The organism is Sphingobacterium endophyticum (genome assembly GCF_009733535.1).
Classification (GTDB): domain Bacteria; phylum Bacteroidota; class Bacteroidia; order Sphingobacteriales; family Sphingobacteriaceae; genus Sphingobacterium; species Sphingobacterium endophyticum.
Genome location: NZ_SMMI01000018.1, coordinates 40846 through 62435 on the forward strand (window position 1 = coordinate 40846; position 21590 = coordinate 62435).

Sequence of the window (21590 nt, forward strand, 5' to 3'; positions counted from 1 at the left end):
CTATTAATAACTCAATTTAGTTAAGATGTTAACCTAACCTAAGTAAGTATCTCCCGATAGTTACTATTTGTTAACAGCACCTAATTACAAAGTATTAATGAATTAAAAAGAAATCTATCAATGAATTATTGATAGAGATGGAAATATATTATTTCAACCCAAGAAGTATAATTAATTAAGTGCAAACATTTATAAACCAGATTTATGAAATTAAATTCCAAAAATGAGAACGTTCATAAGTATGCTTTTTCTAAGAGATTATTAATAGTGAAGATTGCCTTACTTTCTTCATCTATTTCAATCAATCCCCTAAGTGCTGAAAGCATAGAAAAAATGAACTTAAATAGTTTCATGTTAAATACTGAAACTATTCAACAAACCTCTGTTTCAGGTAAGGTTACTAATTCATCAGGCCAACCTATTGTAGGAGCTTCCATCAAAGTGAAGGGAACTTCTATAGCAACATCAACTAATAATAATGGTGATTACTCTTTAGTAAATGTTCCTTTAAATTCTACAATAACAATTTCCTATATAGGATTCGAAAGCCAGGAAATGGCAATTAATAACCGAACAGTAATTAACATTACTCTTTCTGAAAGTTCATCAGATGTTGAAGAAGTAGTTGTTGTGGGATATGGAGTTCAAAAGAAAGTTAATCTTACAGGTTCTATTTCTTCCGTCAATACTGAAAATATAAATAATATTCCTGCAGCAAATCTATCCAATGTTATTGCTGGTAGAGCTCCTGGTGTAACAGCGGTTGGAACATCCGGCCTTGCAGGTGCTTCATCCTCGATTAGAATTAGAGGCAGTTTTTCTGAACCCTTATATGTAATTAATGGAATATTAAGTGGAAAAGCTGATTTTGATGCGTTGGATGCAAATGAAGTAGAAACCATTAACTTTTTGAAAGATGCTGCTACGGCTTCAATTTATGGTTCAAAAGCCGGTAATGGAGTGGTTTTAGTTACAACTAAACGAGGATTAGTACAAAAGCCTCTTTTTGACTATAAAGGTTCTTATTCTGTATCATCACCAACAAAACCGATTCAAGATTATACAGCATCCGAAGAAATTGAATTCTTAAATCAAGTGGCTGTTACTATGGGTCAACCAAAACCTTATGGTCAGGAGGTCGTCGATTATTTTAAAGATAAAAGTTATAGTATAAATGACTATATCTGGCAATCTCCAAAAGTTCAGCAACACAATGTCTCTGCTCGAGGAGGATCCGAAACTATACTTTATTATTTCTCCTTAGGGTACCATACTGAAGAAGGCTCCTATAAAAACTTAAATTATGATCGATATAATTTCAGATCTGATGTGACGGCAAAAATAACTGATAAGTTTAAGGTCAATGTAAATTTAAGCGGCAATCAAAGAAATTATGACCGTTGGTATTGGCCATATGATGGAGAGGATGATTTCAATGTTGGCGACTTTTATAGAGCAACATTTAATTGGACCCGATTGTATCCATTTTATGTGGATGAACAAGGAAATCCTACATCTAATACGAATGCATATCCTGTCGTTCCAGGTGCCTGGCACCCTGTTGAATTAATGGTCAATAGCGGAAGCTACCGATATAAGAAAAACAGAAATCTAGATGGTATTGTTCGTTTTGATTTAGATCTATCTGATCTTATCAAAGGTTTAAGGACGGACCTGCAAGGCCACTATATGGCCTCTGATAGAAACTCAAAAGCTTTCGTTCTTCATAATAAAGCCTACATTTTTCAGTCTGCGAGTGCTACAAATAAGTTTATCCCTGGACCAATTGATCCGACAAAAGTTAACATTCATAATCTAAGTTCTACATATCCAAATATTGCAGAACAAGTGAATTTAGACAATTCTTACCAAGTGAACTGGAATTTAAAATACGAAAATACTTTTGGGAATAATTTTGTAAACGGATTAATAGGCTATGAACAAGCTGGGGGTAATGGAAAATATCTGAATGGTAGAGCTGATGAACTTTTAACTACTTCAATTGACCAGATTTATAATACATCTTCCGACATATTAAAGCGTTGGTTTGATGGTCGTGAATTTGAAAATGCCCGAGCATCATGGATTGGAAGATTTAATTATATGTATTCTAATAAATACATCGCAGAATTTTCATTTCGCTATGATGGTAACTACAAATTTGCTCCCGGTCACCAATGGGGATTTTTTCCGTCTTTCTCTGCTGCATGGAGAATGTCTGAAGAGAATTTTATGAAAAACATTACATGGTTAAGTGATTTGAAATTGAGAGGATCCTACGGTTCTTCAGGAAATGATGATATTGATGGAGGCTCAATTGCACCCTTCCTTTGGAATCAAGCCTATACTAAAAGTACAGGATTTGTATTTGGAACTTCACTTTATGATGGACTTCAACCAACCGCAATGCCTAACCCTGCAATTACTTGGTCAACTTCCAGAATGTTTGATATCGGTTTAGATTATGGCATTTTAGATAATAAATTAACAGGTGAATTTGATTATTATAGTCGTACGCAAAGTGATATTTTAGGTGCTCGAATTGCATCCACACCTTCTACTCTCGGTGCTTCTCTTCCAAATGTTAATTATGCAGAAAGATCTTGGCGAGGCTTTGAATTTGCTTTAAACTGGAAATCCAATTTCTCTGATGACTTTAAATATTCTTTATATGGTAATATGGGATATTCTCGTGATCAATGGGATATTATAGATCAAGCTGAAGCTTTGACAGATGGAACCTATTTAAACAATTGGAGAAGTGCAATTGGCAAACCTGCAAACAGGGTTTATGGATTATTATCAAAAGGAATTATAAGAACCCAAGAGGAATTAGATAATCTTCCCCAAGGTTTTACACAATATGGGAGAACTCCAAAATTAGGATATCTCTTGTTTGAAGATATAAGAGGAGATAATTTTTCAGAAGGTCCTGATGGTAAAATTGATAACAACGACATGACCTACCTATCTGATAATGGTGCTCCAAGAATTAACTATGGATTTGGATTTAATTTTGAATGGAAAAATCTCAGTTTAAATGCTCATTTCCAAGGAGTAGGAGCTTATGACCGTATGATCAGCACAAGAAACGGTGGTGGTGTCTTTCAGAATGATCGTCCTTATTTTGAATTATGGGCAAATGATTATTGGACTCCAGAAAATCCGAACGCAACTTATCCTCGTGTTTCAGGTGAATTTCAGGTTGCGGATGTCGGTGGCGAAGCCTCAACATTTTGGATTAGAAACGGATCTTATCTCCGTCTAAAAAATCTCGATCTTGGCTATTCTTTACCTCAACAGTGGTTTAAATCTATTGGATTAAGCAAAGTTCAATTCTATTTAAATGCTACAAACTTATTCTATTTCTCAGGCCTAAAGGAACATGATCCAGAACAAAATACTTTAGACTCTTATCCATTAATGAAAACATTTACTGGAGGTTTTAATATTAACTTTTAAATGAAATTGTAATGAAAAATTCTCGTAAAATCAATCATAAAATAACGGCTATAATTGTTTTTGTGCTACTATTATCAAGTTGCAGCAAAGTATTAAATGATGTTGAAGATTTGGAAAGGTATCCTGCAAAAGGAACTTTTGAAGATCCAATCACTGCTAATGCATTTTTATATAATTTATATTCAAGAACTCTTTCCGGATGGCCAGTAAACCAAGGGAATTATGCTGACGAATCTAAAGGAATCGTTGCAGAAGGTTGGATAACAACCGATAATTCAACAATGAAATTTTGGCCTTATCAATCCATTAGAAACATTAACATCTTTCTGCAAGAAATGTCCAATAGTTCATTATCCAAAGATCAAAAAGATCCAATGATTGGTCAAGCCAAGTTTTTAAGAGCATTCTTATATTTTAAAATGGTTTATCATCACGGCGGTGTACCAATAATTGAAGTCCCTCAGGATATAAATGATGATTTAAAAGTAAAAAGAAATTCTACTGCTGAATGTTTTGACTTCATTGAAAAGGATCTTAAAGAAGCAGAAACTGTTTTACCTAACAAATTTATTGGAGGAGATAGGGGAAAAATAGATAAAGCAATTGTAAAGGCTTTTTTAGGAAGAGTTTTGTTGTTCAAAGCATCCCCTCAGTTTAATCCTTCCAATCCCTACGGAAACTCTTTTTGGCAAAATGCATATACTGCAAATAAGGATGCCATTACTTTTCTAGATCAAAATGGTTATGGGCTTCTAGAAGATTTCTCGAAATTATTTGAAACGAAAGGGCATAAGGAAAATATATTATCCGTAGTGTATGTTAATCCAGCAAAAACCAATGGCCGTGGAGAAGATGCGGTGCGTCCTCTTTCTGAATCAAAAAATGCAACCGGAGGAGACGAACCTACATGGGGAATGTCCCTTGCTTTTCCTATGAAGGATGGAAAAATGCCAGGCGATCCTAATTCAAAATACACATATAATCTTCAAACTTACTGGAAGGATAGAGATCCAAGATTCGATGCAACATTAGTTTGGAATGCCAGTGTATATGAACTTAGTGGTATTAAGGGTAGACGACAATACACAATGGGTGGAATTGCTAAATCTATGGACGCTTTCGGCTTAACCCTTCAGGGCGAAAATTATAGCAGGACTGGATTATACACGAAAAAGGGAATTATGGAAGAGCTACCTTCCACTCAAGTTACATTAAATGATGTAGATTGGCCAGAAATCCGGTATGCTGAAGTACTACTAAACTTGGCAGAAGCAGCAAATGAAACTGGTAAACCGGCCGAAGCGATAGCTGCAATCAAAGAAATTCGTAAAAGAGCTGGAATTGAAAACGGAATAGACAATATGTATGGCCTCAAATCAGGAATGAGTAGAGATGAAATTAGAACCGCTATATTAAACGAAAAGTATGTTGAGTTTATGTTTGAAGGAAAAAGATTCTGGGATTTGAGAAGACATCGGCTACTAGGTAAATTAAATGGAATGCATAAATATGGAATTATGGCAACTAAGGTAAATGGTAGATTACAAAATGAAATTACTACCGAAGACATTGGAAAAGCTAACCGATTTGAATTATTACCTGAAAATTTCACCTACGAAGTAGTTGAATTAATTACAAACGGGCCTAAAGCAATGGTAATGCCTGATACTTATTATTTCTTTCCAATTCAACTCTCAAATATAAACCAAAATCCAAACTTAGAACAGAATGTTGGATGGGGTGGAAAATTTGACCCTACATTAAAATAGATTCTTCATCAAAATATAAAAGGCCTCAAAAATATTCTTGAGGCTTTTTATATTTCATAACTTCATTTCTCTATTTCTTAAAATAATTGCAGGAAATTATTTAGTGAATAATTGAAATATTAACCCTTATCACTTTTTACTCTTTTAATATTAATGAATGGACTTTTCATTAAATATAAAAATCCCTGTTTCTTTTCGTCATCAAATTCCTCCAGGCCATATTTCATATCTTTTACAGGTATACTTTTGAATGTTCCAAAAATTCGATCCCAAACAATGAAAATATCAGCGAAATTACTGTCAGTGTAGAATTGATTTTGTTGATGATGAACTCGGTGTTGATCCGGGGTAACGAAAATAAGTCCTAATGTTTTATTCAACCAAGTAGGGTAGTGGAGGTTTGCATGTTCTAAGAATAGGAATATATTGAGAATAAAATAATACAAAGCCATTGAGAGAACATCAGTCCCAAAAATTCCAGCACATAGAATATTTCCAACTTGATAAACTAAAATCATCTCTAATGGGTGAAATCTGAAAGTACTAGATGAATCCATCGTTGTATCGCTATGGTGAACCCGATGTAAACGCCACATGATTGGAACTTTATGGGCCGCAATATGGATCCAATAAGTCGTAAAATCATATAACATAACACTGATTAGGAGCTTAATCCAAAATGGTAATTCTACAAGAAATAGGAGTCCAATCTTTCTTTCATTCAACCATTCAATGCAATAAACTTGAATGACCACGATAAATAGGTTGAGAAGTGTTAATGTGATCTGAAACAAAATGTTTTGTAACAAATGAGAGCCTCTTTTCTTAAATGAAAAAGGATTGGATACAATCTGCTCCATAGTAAAGAAAAGGACTAATAACCCGATTATGATATAATTCGAGTTAATGTTTAGAATTTTATTCAGCAATTCCATATATATAGTTTTTAGGGTTTCATTAATTAAACCTGGTTATGCTAATCAGAAATTGGCTAATGACAATAGGGATATGTTTATAATTGGGTAATAAAGGTTGTTTATTACCAAAGGACCAGCTTGAATTTCATATTAAAATCTGAAGGTGCTGCTTAATTTAGTGGATAGGCAAATAAAAATTGAAAGAAATATTTCTTTACAATGGATGTCAATTTTTTATAACGAACATATTAATTTACAAAGAAAACGCAAATTTTATCGTTTAAAAATTATAAAATCTGAAATAATAGGTTCCAACCCTGAATTTCTGAATTCAGTTGCAATTTGACCGCGATGATAAGTTGAATTATTGTGTATATGAAAAAGTAAGTCTCGAACATTGTTCTTATAGAGTTCCCCCGTCGACTTCTTTTAATGTATTTCTTCATCTAACTGATTCCTTTCTAAAAGCTCCAAACTGGTCTGATAATTATTTTGATCAATATCTTTTAAATCAGATAGCTTGCGGATTTCCCAAAATGCTTTTCCTATTACTGGATTCTCTAAAGTTTATGATTCTGAGTATAACCCTGCTTCTAAATTTGCAGCAATAATGACCTGTTCAAATGCAGATGATGGTTGTCCTTATATCCCAGGTGCTGAACAACAAATTCCTGTAACCTATTTACACCCTAAAATAGCAGATCATACTACGGATGAAGAAAGTGTTTTTCAGAATCGTAGTGTTGAAATAGCTAGAGAAATGTTTTATGTCTTTTCTCAAACTGACCTAAAATAATTCTGAGGTCCTTCAACATTACTAATTTAATAATCAATTCGCTACAAAATTTTTTTTATTTCCATTCTTAACTATCTTTTGCAATACATCTAGAAAATAATTAGAGAAGTCTTCTTACTTTAGAATCACTAACTACAGATTCATTCTAATTATTAATCTATTACCCCATGAAAGTTCCAGAAACGCATGGTACATACGGCGCATCTTTATTTGATATTAGGTGGCAACAAAAACGTAAGTCAATCCTCGCAAGGGATTTGAATAAGTGCGTTATTTGTCAAGAAGCTAAAGATTTACAGGTTCACCATCGTCAGTATCATTTTATTAACCGCCTCAATCGATTCAAAGAACCCTGGGATTACCCAAATGAATTGCTGATTACACTTTGTTCTGTTTGCCATAAACGTGGACATCGTAAATATAAAATACCAACCAAATACATTTAATCTAATGAGTCTATTTAATTTTTTTAAGAAAAAGCAGAATGGAAGCTCTCCAGAAGAGGCTTTGTTAAATGGTCATCTACCACCTATCCCCGAAGATATCTTTGTTGAAAAAGATACAGTGCAGGATTGGACAGCGCCTGTGAATTCTTTCACCGGAATTAATGCTATTTATGCTTATTTGCAGTCCGATTTCGAATCTAAGGGATTTAATGATGCTTTGACCAGTCCTGATGAAAAATATAAAGAAGATAACCTACGATTGATCAAATTTGACCTCGAAATCATTATTTCTAAAGTCAAAACTTATCATGATTCATTCCTCAAAGAATTGGAATTCCATATCAATTCACGGAAAAGATCTGGTTTAATTGACTTAGTCGAGGAATTACTCTCAAAAAAAGAGGATTTGGAAAACCATATTCGTAAGGTTACCGATATAGAAGAGTCTTTAAAAACTGATTCGGGCCTGTTCGAGCGTGCTATTTTAGCATATAAAAGAGGTTTTACAAAAGGTTTAGCCTCCATTACACAACGTACCTTACTTGCTAAAGAGTTTTGATATGAAGAAGAACTTATGGCTAAGGTTTGGTTGTTTCCTGACCGGCTACAATTACTATCTCGTTCAGCATTCCAGTGAGCTTAGCTCAAAGGCTGTCAAAAAATTTACTTCTGCAATTTTATTGATTGTATTGGTATGGATGTTTATTGCTTATTCTTTTGCAACTAGCTATCTCCATGTTGGTTTCTGGGGAGGAATATTGGCCTCAATTATCGCTGCTTTTGTGGTTATACAGATCGAACGTATTATTATTTTATCGACTAAAGTTAATAAATGGTCTGTTGGATTTCGAATTGCATTAGCTATCGTGATGGCAATTCTAGGATCTTTTATTCTTGATCAGATTATTTTCAAGGATGATATCGAACTCAAGAAAACTCAGATAATGGAGGAACGAGTGAAAGTTGCGATTAAAAATTCTGAAAACGATATCAACGATCAGGTGAAAAGCATAGACAACAGCATTGAACAGCTAGAAACGCGCTCTCAAAAATTGTCCGATGAGCTTCAAAAGAATCCCGTTATCGTAACATCTTATACCAATACATCAGTTACTCGGGATAATCAAGGCAATAGAATCAACAGTACCAATTCAACTAATAAAATGGTCAATGAGAATCCTAAAAAACGAGAACTAGAACAGATTAATGATCAGATCAACATTCTCAATTCTCAGAAATTTAAAACAATAGGTTCATTAGATTCTATTAAAGCAAATAAAGAAAAAGATCTACGAAAATCATCTGGATTTATCGATGAGTTGAATATTCTGCATGATGTCATTACCAGTTCAAATATTGGCTTTACAGTGTATCTGCTTTTCTTTCTCTTTTTCCTCTCTATTGAATTATTCGTAGTGACTATTAAGCTATTTGACAAAGCCTCAGATTATGATAAATTGATAAACCATCAAACTGAAGTCAGAATGAAGATGCTTGAAAGATTAAATGGGTAGGAGTGGGATTTTTTAATTCCTCATCAGTTAATTGAGAGAATGTGGTAGAGTTCATATTGGTCAATTTCATAATTTAGTTTAATTAAATTATGAAATTGAGCAAATATTTTATGAAATTTTATTTTCGATCAACTAGTTCTTCTAAGGTTTAATAACTAATCTGAAAGAAATTCAAAGGTAATATCTTTAAGCTCAAAATTAACTATGTAATTGACAATCTATTATTTATCATACATATCAATAATTTAAAATATTTTTTATCTGTTGAATATGTCTTATGTTATGATAAATTACAATCTTAAAAACATCGCCGAGTTTAAGTTTTATCCATTTGCTGATCGAAATACTTGTTTTAGTCTTTTCCAGGTCTTTGGATCTAGCAATTTTAAGTAAATCAAGCATTTTGCTCTGTTGTTCTAGAAATTCCTTAATCACATCCCTAGTTAAATTTGAATGAATAGGATCCATAGATTTGAAGGTCTTCATTTTATTGAGCTTTTGTTTGGGAAGCATGCTCTTCGCAAAATAATTGCCTAAAAAACCACTATGAAAAAACTCCGATGATTTTTCAAAATTTTGATTCATTTTTTTATGAATTTCATCCAAATAAAAGTCACCGTATAGATTTAAATGCTTTAAACACTCTAAAACACTCCAAGTATCTTTATTAATTCTTCGATTTAATTCTTCGTTTGTTAAAATTTCTAAATTTTCTACATAAATAATAATTTCTTCAGTTTCTGATTTCAAATTATTAAGAAGGAGTTCGGATTTAATTCGCATGTTTTTTTTATGCAATATTCAAATAAAATATCTGAGAAAGCCTTGATTGAAATCAATACTTTTTAAGTCTAGACAATGTCTCAGGAGTCATCCTTAAGTAGTTCGCAATATATTTATGTGGAATAATTTGAAATAATTTTGGATTTCTATGTAAAACTCGTTGATATCGTTCTTTTGGAGAAATTAAAAGTAAATCCTTCTCCCTTTCTATTTGCTGTAGAACCAAGTCTTCCAATATTCTTATATATAATTCTGTATTTACTTTTGAGCTGTAAATGAAATTAAAAAAATCTCTTTTATCGGCGAACCAAACCTCAGATTTCTTAATAGCTTGAATCATAAAATCTGAACGTTTATCATTGATAAAGGAATCTAAAGCGACAATTAAATCTCCAGCATACCCAAACCTAACAATTTGTTCTTCGTCTTCTTGGTAAATTGATATTTTTAAACTCCCAGTTTTTATTAAATAAATTCTGGTATCAATTGTATCATGCTGTTTTAGAAAATCATTTCTCTTAACAATAATTTTCTGATTAAATATGTGGATTAATGCGTTGAGATACAATGTTATATAAGTTAGTTTTTACGATTGTTCCTTCCTTGCAATTATAATCTTATGATTTTGACGCTCTTGACCCGAATCGCCATATCCCACGGTTAATTCATCAAGGAATTCAATGCGCTTTGATTTTAATAAATCTATTATTTTATCCGACTGATAGAAGTAGAAAAAGACTCTATCGCCACTTGAGGAAACTTGATAACTCGAATTTTCATAATTTCCCTCTACAAAACTTAAATATAAAATACCCTGATCATTCAGTTTATTCGCAATGTTATCAATGAAAGCTTCAAGTTCTTTTAAAGACAAATAAGGAATCAAAAAGCCTGCAATAATACCATCAAATATCCCCGAGACTTGTTCGATTTTCTTCGCATCCATCACCTCAAACATCAAAGTTGGATTGTTCTTCTTGGACAATTCAATCATATTAGGAGAATAATCAACTCCCAATAATTCCATTTCAGGTAACTTTGTCAATAAATACTTGCTTATGTTTCCAGGTCCACATCCTATTTCTAAAATCTTCGGCCTTTGATTTATTAATAAACTAAAAAACTGATCATAGCTTTTATTATAAATTTTAAGATCCATGAATTTTTCTTGATACTTTAAATAAACTTTATTCCAAGTCTTGAAGGTTTCTTGATGTTTGTCCATGACCTTTATGCCTTATAAATCCAATTATTCATTCATACTTGAAAAATAAGACAAAAATCTTAATTATATTTATTTCAACCTACATTTTAAGTCGATAGGTAATTCCAAACATAAACATGGATTCAGGGACAAACTGTTTTTTATTAAGTTGAAATAATGATAGCCTGTAATTTACGTTAGCACTTAGATCATTCGTTAATTCATAAGATAGTGGAATCCATATTCCCAGTTGATGTCTATAATCTACATATTTTTCGAGTGTACCAGGTAATATACTTGTTCTCATAACATTTTCCAATTCAAGATTAGGTTTTCGTGTGGTTGCATACACTCGATCCACATTTACATTCTGGTCAGGATGAAAGATTGAATATTCCAACTCATTAAAATTATAGGATAAACCATATCCCAACCTGAATTTTTGTATCCTATAGTTATTACTCAGGGATAGCTGATGGGAAAATTCTCGAGCATGTTTATCCTCGTAAATAATCAAGGGTGGGGGGAGAGGTAAATTTTTCAATAGATAAGTATGGCCTGAAAAATTTAAGTATCGATTCGGACGATAATAATAGTTTAATCCCATGCCCAAACCATAAAATCCCGCAACTGTACTTTTTATTCCAGAATGATCTTTTCGATTATATAGATTCACAATGGGAATTTCAAATTGTAATTCCCAAGAATGCTTTGAAATTTTAGGTTCATAGGAATAATAACCCTTTTTTGTTTCAGTTGAATCTAAATAGATATTTCCGGGGTAAGTAAATCGCTTGGGATGTAGTAAATCAACTAATATTCCGGCTCCATAGCCAATTGCCAAATTACTCCAAAATGCAAAGGATAGTTTTTTCTTGACAATATATTGCTGTGCTAAACTATCTTGAAATACACTGAATTGTATGCTGTCCATTTTACGCAATACATGAATAGTTGCTTTCTTATTTTGAATATTGACACTGCCTTCATTGTAATAGACAGTTCCTCCATGTTGAGTATGAATATTGATTTTTTTATACGGTGAATTAAAAATAGCAGCACAGGAAGTCAGTAACAATACCGAGGATAGCATTAGAAAATACCTAATCATATAAATAAAATGGTTTGGAAAGAATCACTTATTAATATTCAATAAAATTTCTCTAAAGTATAAAAATTATTGTTAATTAATTATGATAGTTATGTTAGAATTCTTGTATTATAAACTATTTAACATAAGTATAATTACAACTTCAGTAATTATGGTATATATATCAGTAATTGGGATAATCATATTTTTAGTTTTAAACCTGAACTTTGTTTAAGTTGTTATTCATAGATCAGGAATGTTAAATTTCTTTAAAGCCTGACTAACAGTATTCAATTAAAAAATATAAGCAGCATGAATAAATCATTGAATTATCAAAAAAGTAAAAAAACAATAAAATTGACTTCTTATTGGAAGAGAACCTCTATAATGTGCGGTATTGCTGCTTTATTTTCTGCTTGTACCACTTTAAAGGAAACTAATGTTTTATCTATAAAGGATCAGGGTAGTTTTTCGGTTGGAGGATCAAAGATAACCAACCCAGGAACTTTTAATGTTCAAGAAGCATTAAAGCCTGATGGTCAGACTATTCATGCTGATCATGCTTATGTTTTTTATCAAATTCCAGAGAATGCGTTAAAATTACCAATGGTATTTTTGCATGGAGCCGGACAGTCTAAAAAAACATGGGAAACAACACCTGATGGGAGGGAAGGATTTCAGAATATCTTCCTTCGTAGAAAATATCCGGTATACCTGCTAGACCAACCTAGACGTGGTGAAGCTGGAAAAAGTTCTGTTGAAATCAATATAAAACCTACCGCTGACGAGCAATTTTGGTTCACACAGTTTAGGTTGGGAAATTATCCTGATTTTTTCGCTGATGTCCAATTCCCTAAAGATCCAGAATCACTAGAGCAGTTTTATAGACAAATGACTCCCAATACAGGTGCTTTCGATGCGAAGGTTATTTCAGATGCTATTTCTATCCTTTTCGATAAAATAGGAGAAGGGATTTTAGTTACGCATTCACAAGGTGGAGGCCCCGGCTGGATGACGGCCATCAAAAATAAAAATGTCAAAGCTATAGTCGCCTATGAGCCATATAGTGGTTTTATGTTCCCTAAAGGTGAGCTGCCTAAGCCGATTGAATCTACTGGACTTTTTGGTGCATTAAATGGTGTAGAAATACCAATGGAAGATTTTATTAACCTTACAAAGATTCCTATTGTCATTTATTATGGTGATAACATTTCAGATTTCCCAACTGATGTTTGGAACAGTGATCATTGGCGCAGTGGCCTTAAAATGGCAAAACTTTGGGCTGAAACTATCAATAAACATGGTGGCGACGCTACTGTTGTTCATCTCCCTGAGATGGGAATCAAAGGTAATACCCATTTCCCATTCTCTGATTTAAATAATATAGAGGTAGCAAATGCATTGTCCAAATGGTTAAAGGATAAAAAATTGGATTCAAAATAAATTCGTTCTTCACACAATGCTGTTATTGACCTTACAAAGATTTAACAGCTTTTAAAATCTTTAGATATGAAAACATTAATTTTTACACTCTTATTTGGATTGGTTTATACATTTCCATCCTTCTCTCAAGAATCAACTGATTCAGCTGTAATAAAAGAAATTGAAACCCTTTCAAAAGACAAATGGAAATGGATGGCAGATAAAAATATGGAGCCGCTTGACCAACTTTTTGATGCCAAATCCATGTTTGTTCACATGGGGGGCTCGTGGGGTAAACAGCAAGAGATGGATGTCATTAAGTCAGGTAATATTTGGTATAAAAAAGCTGAAGTCTATTCGGTGGTTGTGAATATAATAGGAAATACCGCAATTCTTTTAAATGATATTGATCTTGAAGCTGTAGTAGGTGGAAATACTGTTGTAAATCCATTTATGGTTACTGAAGTATATATTAAGGAAAACGGAAAATGGAAAATGGGCTCGCTTACATTTTCAAGGTTGATGCGTCCTGTTAAAATGAATAGCAATTCTAAGTAGTTTTCTATAAATATATTTTAAGCATACACAATTTAAATTATCATGATAAGAACAGTGAAATCCATGTTGATTCTCCTTGCCGTAATTCTCTCGTCTTCTTTAAATGCACAACCCTCCCAAGAGCAATATCTAGATAAGAAGCAGAAAGCAATAGTTCGTATTGCTTCGTTGACAGGAAAGGGAGATCTTTTAAAGTTGACAGAAGAATTAAATGCTGGACTGGACGCGGGATTGAACATTAATCAAATCAAAGAAGTTTTGATGCATGTTTATGCTTATGCTGGTTTTCCGAGGAGTATTCGTGGCCTACAAACATTTATGCTGGTTGTAGATGAACGTAAATCAAAAGGCTTAGTTGATGAAATCGGACCGGAGGCATCAGAAATCCGTAATGATGCAAGTAAATACCTGCGGGGTAAAGCTATTTTAGAAGAATTGAGCGGTGTACCTGAACCAAATAGCAAAACTGGCTATGCAGCATTTGCACCTACTATTGAAATCTTTTTAAAAGAACATTTATTCGCTGATATATTTGAAAGGGATGTTTTGACTTATCAAGAAAGAGAACTGGCGACCATTTCCACCCTCAGTGGAATTTCAGGCGTTGATCCTATGTTACGTTCTCATTTCAATTTATCATTGAATGTGGGGCTTTCACCCAATCAATTACAAGAATTTGTGGAAATAATAAAAGACTCAATAGGTCAGGAAGAAGCTCAAGAAGCTCAACATGTTTTGGATGAGGTCTTGGCCATTAAGAAATAATTTGAACTAATGAAAAAATTAACATCAATATTTGCATTGTCAATACTTTTTAATTCTATTGATATTGCAAGTGCACAATCACAACAGAAAGATTATGAAATAAACCCATATACTTTGGTATATGAAGGGGCATTAACTGAAAATGAATCAGGTAAAGTAAACATTCATCCTGTGAAATATAATTTGAACGGCATTGAGATTGTTGCAAATGTATATACTCCTGCCAAATATGATGCTTCAAAAAAATATCCCGCAATTACTGTTGCTCATCCTAATGGGGGCATAAAGGAACAAACAGCGGGTTTATATGCACAGAAATTGGCTGAACTAGGTTATATTACCATAGCAGCAGATGCAGCATATCAAGGTGGGAGTGGAGGTAGTCACCGTCATATCGATAAACCTCAAAACCGAACAGAAGATATTAAAGGCATGGCAGATTTTATTCTGCAATATCCCGGGGTAGATCCAAATCGTTTAGGGGCATTGGGAATCTGCGGTGGTGGAGGTTATACCTTAAACGCTGTAAAATCTGATAAAAGATTTAAAGCAGTTGCAACCTTAAGTATGTTTAATTCTGGTCAAGTTAGAAGAAACGGATTCCTAAATTCAGAAGTTAATACTATTCAAGACCGTCTTCAGAAAGCTTCAGAAGCCCGAAAAATGGAAACGACTGGTAACATAACTTATGCTGGTGTAGCAAGTATTACCGATGAAGAATTGGAAAAAGTTCCTACAAAATTTTATCGTCAAGGATTTGAATATTATTATAGAACTCATGCCCACCCAAATTCAACTTTTTTATATACTATGAGCAGCCTAATGGATTTAATGACTTGGGATGCAAATGATCAAATCGAGCTGATCAGCCAACCTTTATTAATGATAGCTGGAAGTGAAGCTCAAACAAAATATATGACGGATGAGTCTTTCGAAAAGGCTGTTAATGCAAAAGAAAAAGAGCTTTTCATCATTCCAGGAGCAACCCATATTGAAACTTATTGGAAACCTGAATATGTGTTAAAAGCTTTAAATAAATTAAATGGGTTCTTTCAAGATAACCTTCAATAAAAAAGATAAAAATGAAAATAAAATTTAATATAAGTGAAATTATAGGAATAGTTGGAGCTGCTATTATTATAGGCTCTTGTACAAATCCATCACAACCTAATTCAGACCAAAAGCAAAATTCTGACAATAAACAACCTGTGAATGACTTAGTTTTTGAAAGGGGTGAAAAAGTAAATAATTCTAATTTTACTGGTGGAAACGTATGGCTGAAAAATTTAGTAGATGCAGATAGTATCAACCAAAACGCTGTAGGAAGTGTCACTTTTGAACCGGGAGCTCGCACTAAATGGCATGCTCATCCCGCAGGGCAAATTATTCTTGCAATCGATGGTGAAGGTTATTATCAAGAAGAAGGAAAGAACAAGGTTATCGTGAAAAAAGGAGAGGTAATGAAATGTCCATCAGATGTTCCTCATTGGCATGGAGCAAGTGCTCATAGTCACTTTGTTCAAGTGGCAATTACTGGACGTGAAAAAGGAGAAACTGTTTGGTTGAAAGAAGTGACAGACGAGGAATATAATAAATAATTATAGTGTTCCTTTTAAGTTGAGTTTCTAAAATAAATATATCTCATAATTAATTAGTAGGGAAGGAAGCTTTTTTGTTACGGCCAATCAAGATTATCGTAGTTATAGTGAGCTACTAGAAATGATATTATGGGAAGAATTCAAACTAGATTTTATATGGTTAATCAATCTAAATGCAAGAAGTAGAAAAATTAAAATCATAGTGACCATTTCTGATTTTTGTTGAAACAATAGAACGAATATTGATATTAAAATCAAAGTTAGACTTCCTAATCTATAAATATTGGCCAACCTATTTGGAGAATTGACAAACCCTGCATATATAAGATGAGTTGGCAAAGCCCAAAGAATATTTAAATTAGTGTTAAATATATCATGCTTACTCCAAACTGATAATATACCAAGTATACCTCCAATAATTCCTACAATAAAGAACAAGATGAAATCAAATACAAATAAAATTTGAATAGAATTTTTCGAATATGATAATGATAGAAAAACACTTATACCCAACAATAAAAAGAAAATAAAATTCGGATTATAAAAAAATGAAAACATTTTTTTATCGCTTCTTGATTGGTGTTGGGTTAAATTGTCAGTTTCAATTGCTATTAATGTATTTTTAGTAGCTAATTCTAAATTTTCTGGAAGAAACATGGCTGAGGTACTATTTAATGGTTTATCCATATTTATTCCCATGAGGATATTAATGCCTAATTGAACCCACGGTTTATTTGCTGTAATCGTATTTACTGTTTGACGGTAGGTCATTTCATTATTAGGGAAAATTATTTTTTCATCATGAAATATCATATCCCTTATTTTAGTTGCACAATTTTCTGAAAATGGTTTGTATTTATAATATAGGTTTTCAGGTTTAAAATTCTCATTTAACAAGGAAATAATTTTTTCTTTCTTATCACTTGAAAGGTTAAGTTTTAATTCAGTTATCCTTCTTTTTTCATAAAGGTATGATTGAATAAAAGGATAATATTGCTCAATTATTGAAAAATAATTCAAATCTCCGCTCAAGAAATTATAAATAAAATCAGGTTGCCTTGAATCGAATACTCCAAAATTATAAACTAAATCATTTTTTGGGTTTGAACTAAGATCTTTTATCCTCAACGCGCTATGACCAAACATGGAGTATAATTCATCTCCATTGCCAATGGTAATCAAGCTAATCTCAATATCATCGAAATCTTTACCTAATAATTTTGATGAACTATTCAAGAAAATTATTAAAAAGCATATTAATAGTTTTAATAATAATCCCATACTTCTAGTAAATAAACTCGTGTAAATTCTTAAATTTCTATGGTTATTGAATTAAATATCTGATTTAATCTTTATTAAAAAAAGCTTGACCCATTTTCTTCGCATTCATTTTTGGGAATAGGGATAGTAAAATTTCTCACTCAGTTAAGCCATGTCATTTTTTAATAGAATTATTTCCATTCCGACAAATACCAATCAGTAAATCCCCAATCTTCATCTTTATCGATTCTATAATCAAATGACCTTGGAGAGGAATTTTAAGAAATAATGCATTTGGTTTTCCTTCATCTGCTCCTTTTATCTCCTTGTCTAAATAATCTCCGAATTCATCGATAACTTGAACCTCCTTAGCTGATGGCATCCCATTTTCAATAAGATCTTGAAGATCGATAATTATTGATAATTGCCAGCAGAATACTTCTTTTGGTTCAAAGCCTTTCAAAGCCGTGTTTACAACTGCAATGCCTGGTAAATTTTCATCCTCAAATTCTAGGATTGAATAATATTCATCAGGGATTAAAACTCGGTATTTGGTCATTTGAAATAAAAGTTAAGTCCTTCTACTGGGTTCGATTCAAAATATTGTTTTTCATCATGTGTCTCGTATACAAAATTGAAAACCCGTTGTGCTCTTTCAATTTCATCTTGTTTTGCAGCTACAAATAGTCTTGCTGCTCGTTCTCTCCAATTACCCAAATAGTCAAATGCCAATTCCCGTATCTTCTCATTTTCGTCGATTGTTCCGATCATCAAGTCTGGAATTCCTTTCAAACCACCAATTTTGTGAAAGAGTTTTAACATTGACTTTTTTAAATCATAATTGCCCGTTTCGTAAATGCCTACAGCTCTTTCCATAACTTCTGGTCTCGGAATCTGGGATAAATATTCAATGATTACATTTCTAAGTCCAAGATAAGAACTATCAAGATTCGCAACAGCAAAATTATAACTATCTTCTGCATCGATTTTACAAAGCACTAAAAATGCAGTCTTTTTAACTCTTACTTTATTGTCATTCAGAAATGACTTTATTTTTTCAGGATAACTTTTATCATCAATTTCAGTTAACCCGATGAGTGATCCATTGACTTGTTTTCCTTCATTTAATTTGTCATAATAAAATTTTGCAAAGTCTATATTTGAATGTTTTAGTCTAAACCTTGCAAATTGCCTAACACTAGATGAATTGTCTGCTAAAAAATTTATTAAAATTTTCTCAAAATCAGGTTGATTTTTCAAGCAATATAATGTCTGTAGTCGAATATTCCCAGATTTGTCATTTAACAATTGCTTAATTTCTGCAGGTCCAAGATCAGCAAAATAATTTATAGCTAAACTTCTTATGATAAAATGTTTATCTCTTAAAAACAGATTAATTTCCCGCTGATTGCTTATAGGTGACTTTGAGATATGTCTTGCTAAGAGAATTCGTATCTGGTCCGGATAATTCTCAAATTTGTCTATTACATACTCTCTGTTTTTGGAAGTGATGAACTCCACAAATTCCTGATAAATATTGCTTAAGTCAATTCTTCCAACTTTTTCAAGCCATTCAAAAATTGGAAGGTTTTCAATTAAGCTATCAATGTATTTCTTTGTTTTATAATTATCAATTCCATTTTTTGCTAATTGTTGAATTGGCAAAACCCAATCAGCTAATCGATAGATCAGAAATTGTATAGCTCTTGGGCTGTCTATCTCTGATAGTTTTTTAACTGCTTTTTCTCGTACGTATCCATTGCCATTCAATGAACTAATTGCTAACAACTCAATATACTGTTCCCTACAATAATTTGCTTCATAATAGTCTATATCACTCTTTGAAATATTACAATATTTTAGTGTATTGAAATATCCCTTTTTGCTGTCAATCTTTTTAAATAGGTTAATTACTGTCTTTACAGTTGCTTCTCTAATCTCACTATTACCGTCTTTTAGAAAATCTACTAAATAATAGATGTCGGATGAATAACCATTAATGGCAATATTTGACAGGGCGTTTATTTTCTCAGCAGTATTGTCCTTTGAGAAAAACCAAGTTTTTCTTGGTTGTCTTAAAATTTCTATGTATTGCCAAATTTCCATTCTTGATATGTTTTGTTTGCTCTATTAGTAAAATTATAACAAAACAAAGTTAATAAAATATCTTTAAAGTTTAATTTAAGTAATTATTAAAATTTGTTAAAGAATTTACATAATAAAAATGTCTTATAAAATTTATAATCTCTGCATGGCAAAAGGTATACAGCATTACAACCAAGAGAAAGACATATCTATATTAATAGATGTATTTCATTGTTTTTCACCCCAGATAATGATTTTCGCTAGGTTGTCAACTTGAAATGTTTTGGACAGCTCATTTACTTTATTAGAATAAACTTCTAAATTTTTCAGAAGTTTTTCTAACGCTTCTTTCGTTTTATTATAATCAAGTCGAATTTCTTTTTTCGTATTCGGCGGAATAAATGTTTCATATTTATCTTCGCAGATTATTACAATTTCTTCTCCTTTTTTTATTATTAAAGGGCTTGGATGGCATTCAGTTAAGTAAAATTCAGAAAAATTCTCGATAAGAATGTTCTTCCAAAGTTGAATTTCCTCTAGTAATCCGCAGCATTGTGGGAATAATTCGATTTCATTATTAACAGATATGGCATAACCACCAAAAAGAGAAATTGAATCCTTTATATTAGAATCTCCGATATGTAGATTTATTATTTTCTCCATATCATCTATATTAATATCGAATAGAGGGTATTGGTAAATTCCTTTCTTAATTGGTTCAGGGAAATTTTTGTAATTTTTTTCAATTTCCCTTATTTTGATAAATAACCCATTCAATTTCATTATTAAATGGAGACCCATCTGGTGTTAATTCACTGCCTTTATCTTTTAATGTAGGAGGTTCAATTAATGGAATAAATCTGATTTCGTTCATTTATTAGGTTTTTGGGAGGTTTATCACCTAACATTATTATATGCACAGTATAGTACAATCTCAAAGATTTATACTGTATTTTTCCGCTATCTCTTTGTAGCAATTAACACGATGCCAATTAATATAAGCTTCAGATTCTTTTGTAACCGAAGTGCCATCTGAATAGATCGTTGTGGATTTATTTGTTATGGGTAATAGTGCATCTTCATAAAGCTCTTTTAATAATTTCTTAGCTTCATCTAATTTACCTAATTCCTTAAGTATAAAAAATCTTATGTCACCTATAAAAGTTGTATTTTCAACTGATGTGAAATCTAGCCAATTATCAAAATTTTCATATTTAATAAAGAAAGGAATGGTATAATCTATTAAATCATTGTTAAGTTCATTCGAAAGATTAATATAATTAGTTTGAGTTGTTAATTCATACCATATATCTTTATTAAATTTTAGAGAAGAAACTCTTTTTCTAACTTGAGACTGGTATTCTTTTGGAAATTTAGGCAAATCTCGGGTTGAAGTTTCTTTAAAAATTTTTTTATGAATTAATCCTAGGTTTAAAGTAAATTCTTTTGACTCAGCGGAATTCCATTTACTTTGTTGTAGATTAAGGCATTGGATTATATCTCCCACTTCTCTATAATAATTATTGCCACTTTTTTTAAAACCTAATGGTTTTAGGATTGGTGTTAAAGTTTCGCTAAGGGATATCTGTATTAAAGATGCTAAACTAAGAAATTTTTAACATTCCCCCCAAGAATTCAGCTTGGTCCTGAATTTGCTCAATCGAGTTTGGCAAATCCCTGTAAACAACAAAACCCGACTAAAAGTCGGGTTTTAATTAGTCTTTGCGGAGAGGGCGGGATTCGAACCCGCGGTACCGTTTCCAGTACGACAGTTTAGCAAACTGTTCCTTTCGGCCACTCAGGCACCTCTCCGGGTTTTGACAGTGCAAACATAACGCAAAATTTTCACTCTTCAAAGTCGATTTATCGAAAATTCCGCAATTTATCGCCGCCAATAAGCAACCTTTTGAATATCAATTTG

The 21590-nt window shown here is 32.3% G+C and carries 22 protein-coding genes, 1 tRNA gene and 1 pseudogene; 11 read left to right on the forward strand and 13 right to left on the reverse strand.

All coding sequences use genetic code 11. The features are described 5' to 3' along the window. Nucleotides 1–204: 204 nt before the first annotated feature. Together E0Y80_RS17595 and E0Y80_RS17600 are read left to right on the forward strand one after the other, a co-directional pair. Nucleotides 205–3462: a SusC/RagA family TonB-linked outer membrane protein gene (locus E0Y80_RS17595; RefSeq protein WP_156308989.1), complete on the forward strand. Its 3258-nt coding sequence runs from the start codon at nt 205–207 to the stop codon at nt 3460–3462. An 11-nt stretch (nt 3463–3473) separates the two neighbouring features. Continuing rightward, nucleotides 3474–5231, forward strand: a complete 1758-nt coding sequence (locus tag E0Y80_RS17600; RefSeq protein WP_156308990.1) for a RagB/SusD family nutrient uptake outer membrane protein — start codon at nt 3474–3476, stop codon at nt 5229–5231. Between the two features lie 119 nt (nt 5232–5350). Here the strand turns inward: E0Y80_RS17600 and E0Y80_RS17605 are convergent, their stop codons facing one another. Further along, a complete protein-coding gene (locus E0Y80_RS17605) occupies nt 5351–6166 on the reverse strand; it encodes a sterol desaturase family protein (protein WP_156308991.1) in 816 nt (271 codons plus the stop codon). A gap of 255 nt (nt 6167–6421) precedes the next feature. Further along, nucleotides 6422–6544, reverse strand: a pseudogene (locus E0Y80_RS21030) (DinB family protein); the annotation flags it as partial. A gap of 124 nt (nt 6545–6668) precedes the next feature. Between E0Y80_RS21030 and E0Y80_RS17615 the strand changes: the two are divergent. The 4 genes from E0Y80_RS17615 (at nt 6669) to E0Y80_RS17630 (ending at nt 8904) form a co-directional block, all read left to right on the forward strand. Beyond that, entirely contained in the window at nt 6669–6944 is a 276-nt protein-coding gene (locus E0Y80_RS17615; RefSeq protein ID WP_156308992.1) for a hypothetical protein, read from the forward strand. Between the two features lie 167 nt (nt 6945–7111). Then, the gene (locus E0Y80_RS17620; protein ID WP_156308993.1) at nt 7112–7390 is read left to right on the forward strand and encodes an HNH endonuclease; all 279 of its coding nucleotides are present in this window, start codon (nt 7112–7114) and stop codon (nt 7388–7390) included. A 4-nt stretch (nt 7391–7394) separates the two neighbouring features. Next, nucleotides 7395–7949 (forward strand): hypothetical protein, encoded by a 555-nt coding sequence (locus E0Y80_RS17625; RefSeq protein WP_156308994.1) that lies wholly within the window; start codon nt 7395–7397, stop codon nt 7947–7949. Between the two features lies 1 nt (nt 7950). After that, nucleotides 7951–8904, forward strand: a complete 954-nt coding sequence (locus E0Y80_RS17630; RefSeq protein WP_156308995.1) for a DUF4407 domain-containing protein — start codon at nt 7951–7953, stop codon at nt 8902–8904. Between the two features lie 237 nt (nt 8905–9141). Here E0Y80_RS17630 and E0Y80_RS17635 read toward each other — a convergent pair whose 3' ends face one another. From E0Y80_RS17635 to E0Y80_RS17650, 4 genes are all read right to left on the reverse strand, one after another. Then, the gene (locus E0Y80_RS17635; protein WP_231596088.1) at nt 9142–9654 is read right to left on the reverse strand and encodes a DinB family protein; all 513 of its coding nucleotides are present in this window, start codon (nt 9652–9654) and stop codon (nt 9142–9144) included. Between the two features lie 85 nt (nt 9655–9739). After that, on the reverse strand, nt 9740–10255 hold the full coding sequence (locus E0Y80_RS17640; RefSeq protein WP_231596089.1) for a Crp/Fnr family transcriptional regulator: 516 nt from the start codon (nt 10253–10255) through the stop codon (nt 9740–9742). A gap of 18 nt (nt 10256–10273) precedes the next feature. Beyond that, a complete protein-coding gene (locus tag E0Y80_RS17645; RefSeq protein ID WP_156308997.1) occupies nt 10274–10912 on the reverse strand; it encodes a class I SAM-dependent methyltransferase in 639 nt (212 codons plus the stop codon). 79 nt (nt 10913–10991) lie between these two features. Next, nucleotides 10992–12002 carry a hypothetical protein gene (locus E0Y80_RS17650; protein ID WP_156308998.1) on the reverse strand — a complete coding sequence of 337 codons (1011 nt, stop codon included), beginning with the start codon at nt 12000–12002 and terminating at the stop codon, nt 10992–10994. A 291-nt stretch (nt 12003–12293) separates the two neighbouring features. On the opposite strand from E0Y80_RS17650, the gene E0Y80_RS17655 reads away from it, so the two are divergent. The 5 genes from E0Y80_RS17655 to E0Y80_RS17675 all read left to right on the forward strand — a co-directional run bounded on the left by E0Y80_RS17655 (nt 12294) and on the right by E0Y80_RS17675 (nt 16324). After that, nucleotides 12294–13424 carry an alpha/beta hydrolase gene (locus E0Y80_RS17655; RefSeq protein ID WP_197091653.1) on the forward strand — a complete coding sequence of 377 codons (1131 nt, stop codon included), beginning with the start codon at nt 12294–12296 and terminating at the stop codon, nt 13422–13424. A 66-nt stretch (nt 13425–13490) separates the two neighbouring features. Then, a complete protein-coding gene (locus tag E0Y80_RS17660; RefSeq protein ID WP_156308999.1) occupies nt 13491–13961 on the forward strand; it encodes a nuclear transport factor 2 family protein in 471 nt (156 codons plus the stop codon). A 42-nt stretch (nt 13962–14003) separates the two neighbouring features. Continuing rightward, the gene (locus E0Y80_RS17665) at nt 14004–14726 is read left to right on the forward strand and encodes a carboxymuconolactone decarboxylase family protein (protein WP_197091654.1); all 723 of its coding nucleotides are present in this window, start codon (nt 14004–14006) and stop codon (nt 14724–14726) included. 9 nt (nt 14727–14735) lie between these two features. Further along, a complete protein-coding gene (locus E0Y80_RS17670; RefSeq protein WP_156309001.1) occupies nt 14736–15797 on the forward strand; it encodes an alpha/beta hydrolase in 1062 nt (353 codons plus the stop codon). 11 nt (nt 15798–15808) lie between these two features. After that, nucleotides 15809–16324 (forward strand): cupin domain-containing protein, encoded by a 516-nt coding sequence (locus E0Y80_RS17675; RefSeq protein WP_156309002.1) that lies wholly within the window; start codon nt 15809–15811, stop codon nt 16322–16324. 102 nt (nt 16325–16426) lie between these two features. On the opposite strand, the gene E0Y80_RS17680 is transcribed toward E0Y80_RS17675, so the two are convergent. From E0Y80_RS17680 to E0Y80_RS17705, 7 genes are all read right to left on the reverse strand, one after another. Beyond that, nucleotides 16427–17605, reverse strand: a complete 1179-nt coding sequence (locus tag E0Y80_RS17680; protein WP_156309003.1) for a lipoprotein N-acyltransferase Lnb domain-containing protein — start codon at nt 17603–17605, stop codon at nt 16427–16429. A 154-nt stretch (nt 17606–17759) separates the two neighbouring features. Further along, nucleotides 17760–18143 carry a DUF695 domain-containing protein gene (locus E0Y80_RS17685; RefSeq protein WP_197091655.1) on the reverse strand — a complete coding sequence of 128 codons (384 nt, stop codon included), beginning with the start codon at nt 18141–18143 and terminating at the stop codon, nt 17760–17762. Next, nucleotides 18140–19690 carry a HEAT repeat domain-containing protein gene (locus E0Y80_RS17690; protein ID WP_156309004.1) on the reverse strand — a complete coding sequence of 517 codons (1551 nt, stop codon included), beginning with the start codon at nt 19688–19690 and terminating at the stop codon, nt 18140–18142. Before E0Y80_RS17690 ends, E0Y80_RS17685 begins: the two co-directional genes overlap by 4 nt. Before the next feature lie 207 nt (nt 19691–19897). Further along, a complete protein-coding gene (locus E0Y80_RS17695; protein WP_197091656.1) occupies nt 19898–20452 on the reverse strand; it encodes a hypothetical protein in 555 nt (184 codons plus the stop codon). Next, a complete protein-coding gene (locus E0Y80_RS20885) occupies nt 20412–20543 on the reverse strand; it encodes a hypothetical protein (RefSeq protein ID WP_262885874.1) in 132 nt (43 codons plus the stop codon). Before E0Y80_RS20885 ends, E0Y80_RS17695 begins: the two co-directional genes overlap by 41 nt. Before the next feature lie 60 nt (nt 20544–20603). Next, complete coding sequence (locus tag E0Y80_RS17700; protein WP_156309006.1) at nt 20604–21260, reverse strand: DUF4304 domain-containing protein; 657 nt, start codon at nt 21258–21260, stop codon at nt 20604–20606. Nucleotides 21261–21394: 134 nt separating this feature from the next. Continuing rightward, nucleotides 21395–21481, reverse strand: a tRNA-Ser gene (locus E0Y80_RS17705). Nucleotides 21482–21590: the final 109 nt, after the last annotated feature.

Excerpts from the sequence above, each read along its gene's own strand:
- E0Y80_RS17595 (WP_156308989.1), top strand. The coding sequence starts at position 205 with ATGAAATTAAATTCCAAAAATGAGAACGTTCATAAGTATGCTTTTTCT.
- E0Y80_RS17600 (WP_156308990.1), top strand. The coding sequence starts at position 3,474 with ATGAAAAATTCTCGTAAAATCAATCATAAAATAACGGCTATAATTGTT.
- E0Y80_RS17605 (WP_156308991.1), bottom strand. The coding sequence starts at position 6,166 with ATGGAATTGCTGAATAAAATTCTAAACATTAACTCGAATTATATCATA.
- E0Y80_RS17620 (WP_156308993.1), top strand. The coding sequence starts at position 7,112 with ATGAAAGTTCCAGAAACGCATGGTACATACGGCGCATCTTTATTTGAT.
- E0Y80_RS17625 (WP_156308994.1), top strand. The coding sequence starts at position 7,395 with ATGAGTCTATTTAATTTTTTTAAGAAAAAGCAGAATGGAAGCTCTCCA.
- E0Y80_RS17630 (WP_156308995.1), top strand. The coding sequence starts at position 7,951 with ATGAAGAAGAACTTATGGCTAAGGTTTGGTTGTTTCCTGACCGGCTAC.
- E0Y80_RS17645 (WP_156308997.1), bottom strand. The coding sequence starts at position 10,912 with ATGGACAAACATCAAGAAACCTTCAAGACTTGGAATAAAGTTTATTTA.
- E0Y80_RS17650 (WP_156308998.1), bottom strand. The coding sequence starts at position 12,002 with ATGATTAGGTATTTTCTAATGCTATCCTCGGTATTGTTACTGACTTCC.
- E0Y80_RS17655 (WP_197091653.1), top strand. The coding sequence starts at position 12,294 with ATGAATAAATCATTGAATTATCAAAAAAGTAAAAAAACAATAAAATTG.
- E0Y80_RS17660 (WP_156308999.1), top strand. The coding sequence starts at position 13,491 with ATGAAAACATTAATTTTTACACTCTTATTTGGATTGGTTTATACATTT.
- E0Y80_RS17665 (WP_197091654.1), top strand. The coding sequence starts at position 14,004 with ATGATAAGAACAGTGAAATCCATGTTGATTCTCCTTGCCGTAATTCTC.
- E0Y80_RS17670 (WP_156309001.1), top strand. The coding sequence starts at position 14,736 with ATGAAAAAATTAACATCAATATTTGCATTGTCAATACTTTTTAATTCT.
- E0Y80_RS17675 (WP_156309002.1), top strand. The coding sequence starts at position 15,809 with ATGAAAATAAAATTTAATATAAGTGAAATTATAGGAATAGTTGGAGCT.
- E0Y80_RS17680 (WP_156309003.1), bottom strand. The coding sequence starts at position 17,605 with ATGGGATTATTATTAAAACTATTAATATGCTTTTTAATAATTTTCTTG.
- E0Y80_RS17685 (WP_197091655.1), bottom strand. The coding sequence starts at position 18,143 with ATGACCAAATACCGAGTTTTAATCCCTGATGAATATTATTCAATCCTA.
- E0Y80_RS17690 (WP_156309004.1), bottom strand. The coding sequence starts at position 19,690 with ATGGAAATTTGGCAATACATAGAAATTTTAAGACAACCAAGAAAAACT.
- E0Y80_RS17695 (WP_197091656.1), bottom strand. The coding sequence starts at position 20,452 with ATGAAATTGAATGGGTTATTTATCAAAATAAGGGAAATTGAAAAAAAT.
- E0Y80_RS20885 (WP_262885874.1), bottom strand. The coding sequence starts at position 20,543 with ATGAACGAAATCAGATTTATTCCATTAATTGAACCTCCTACATTAAAA.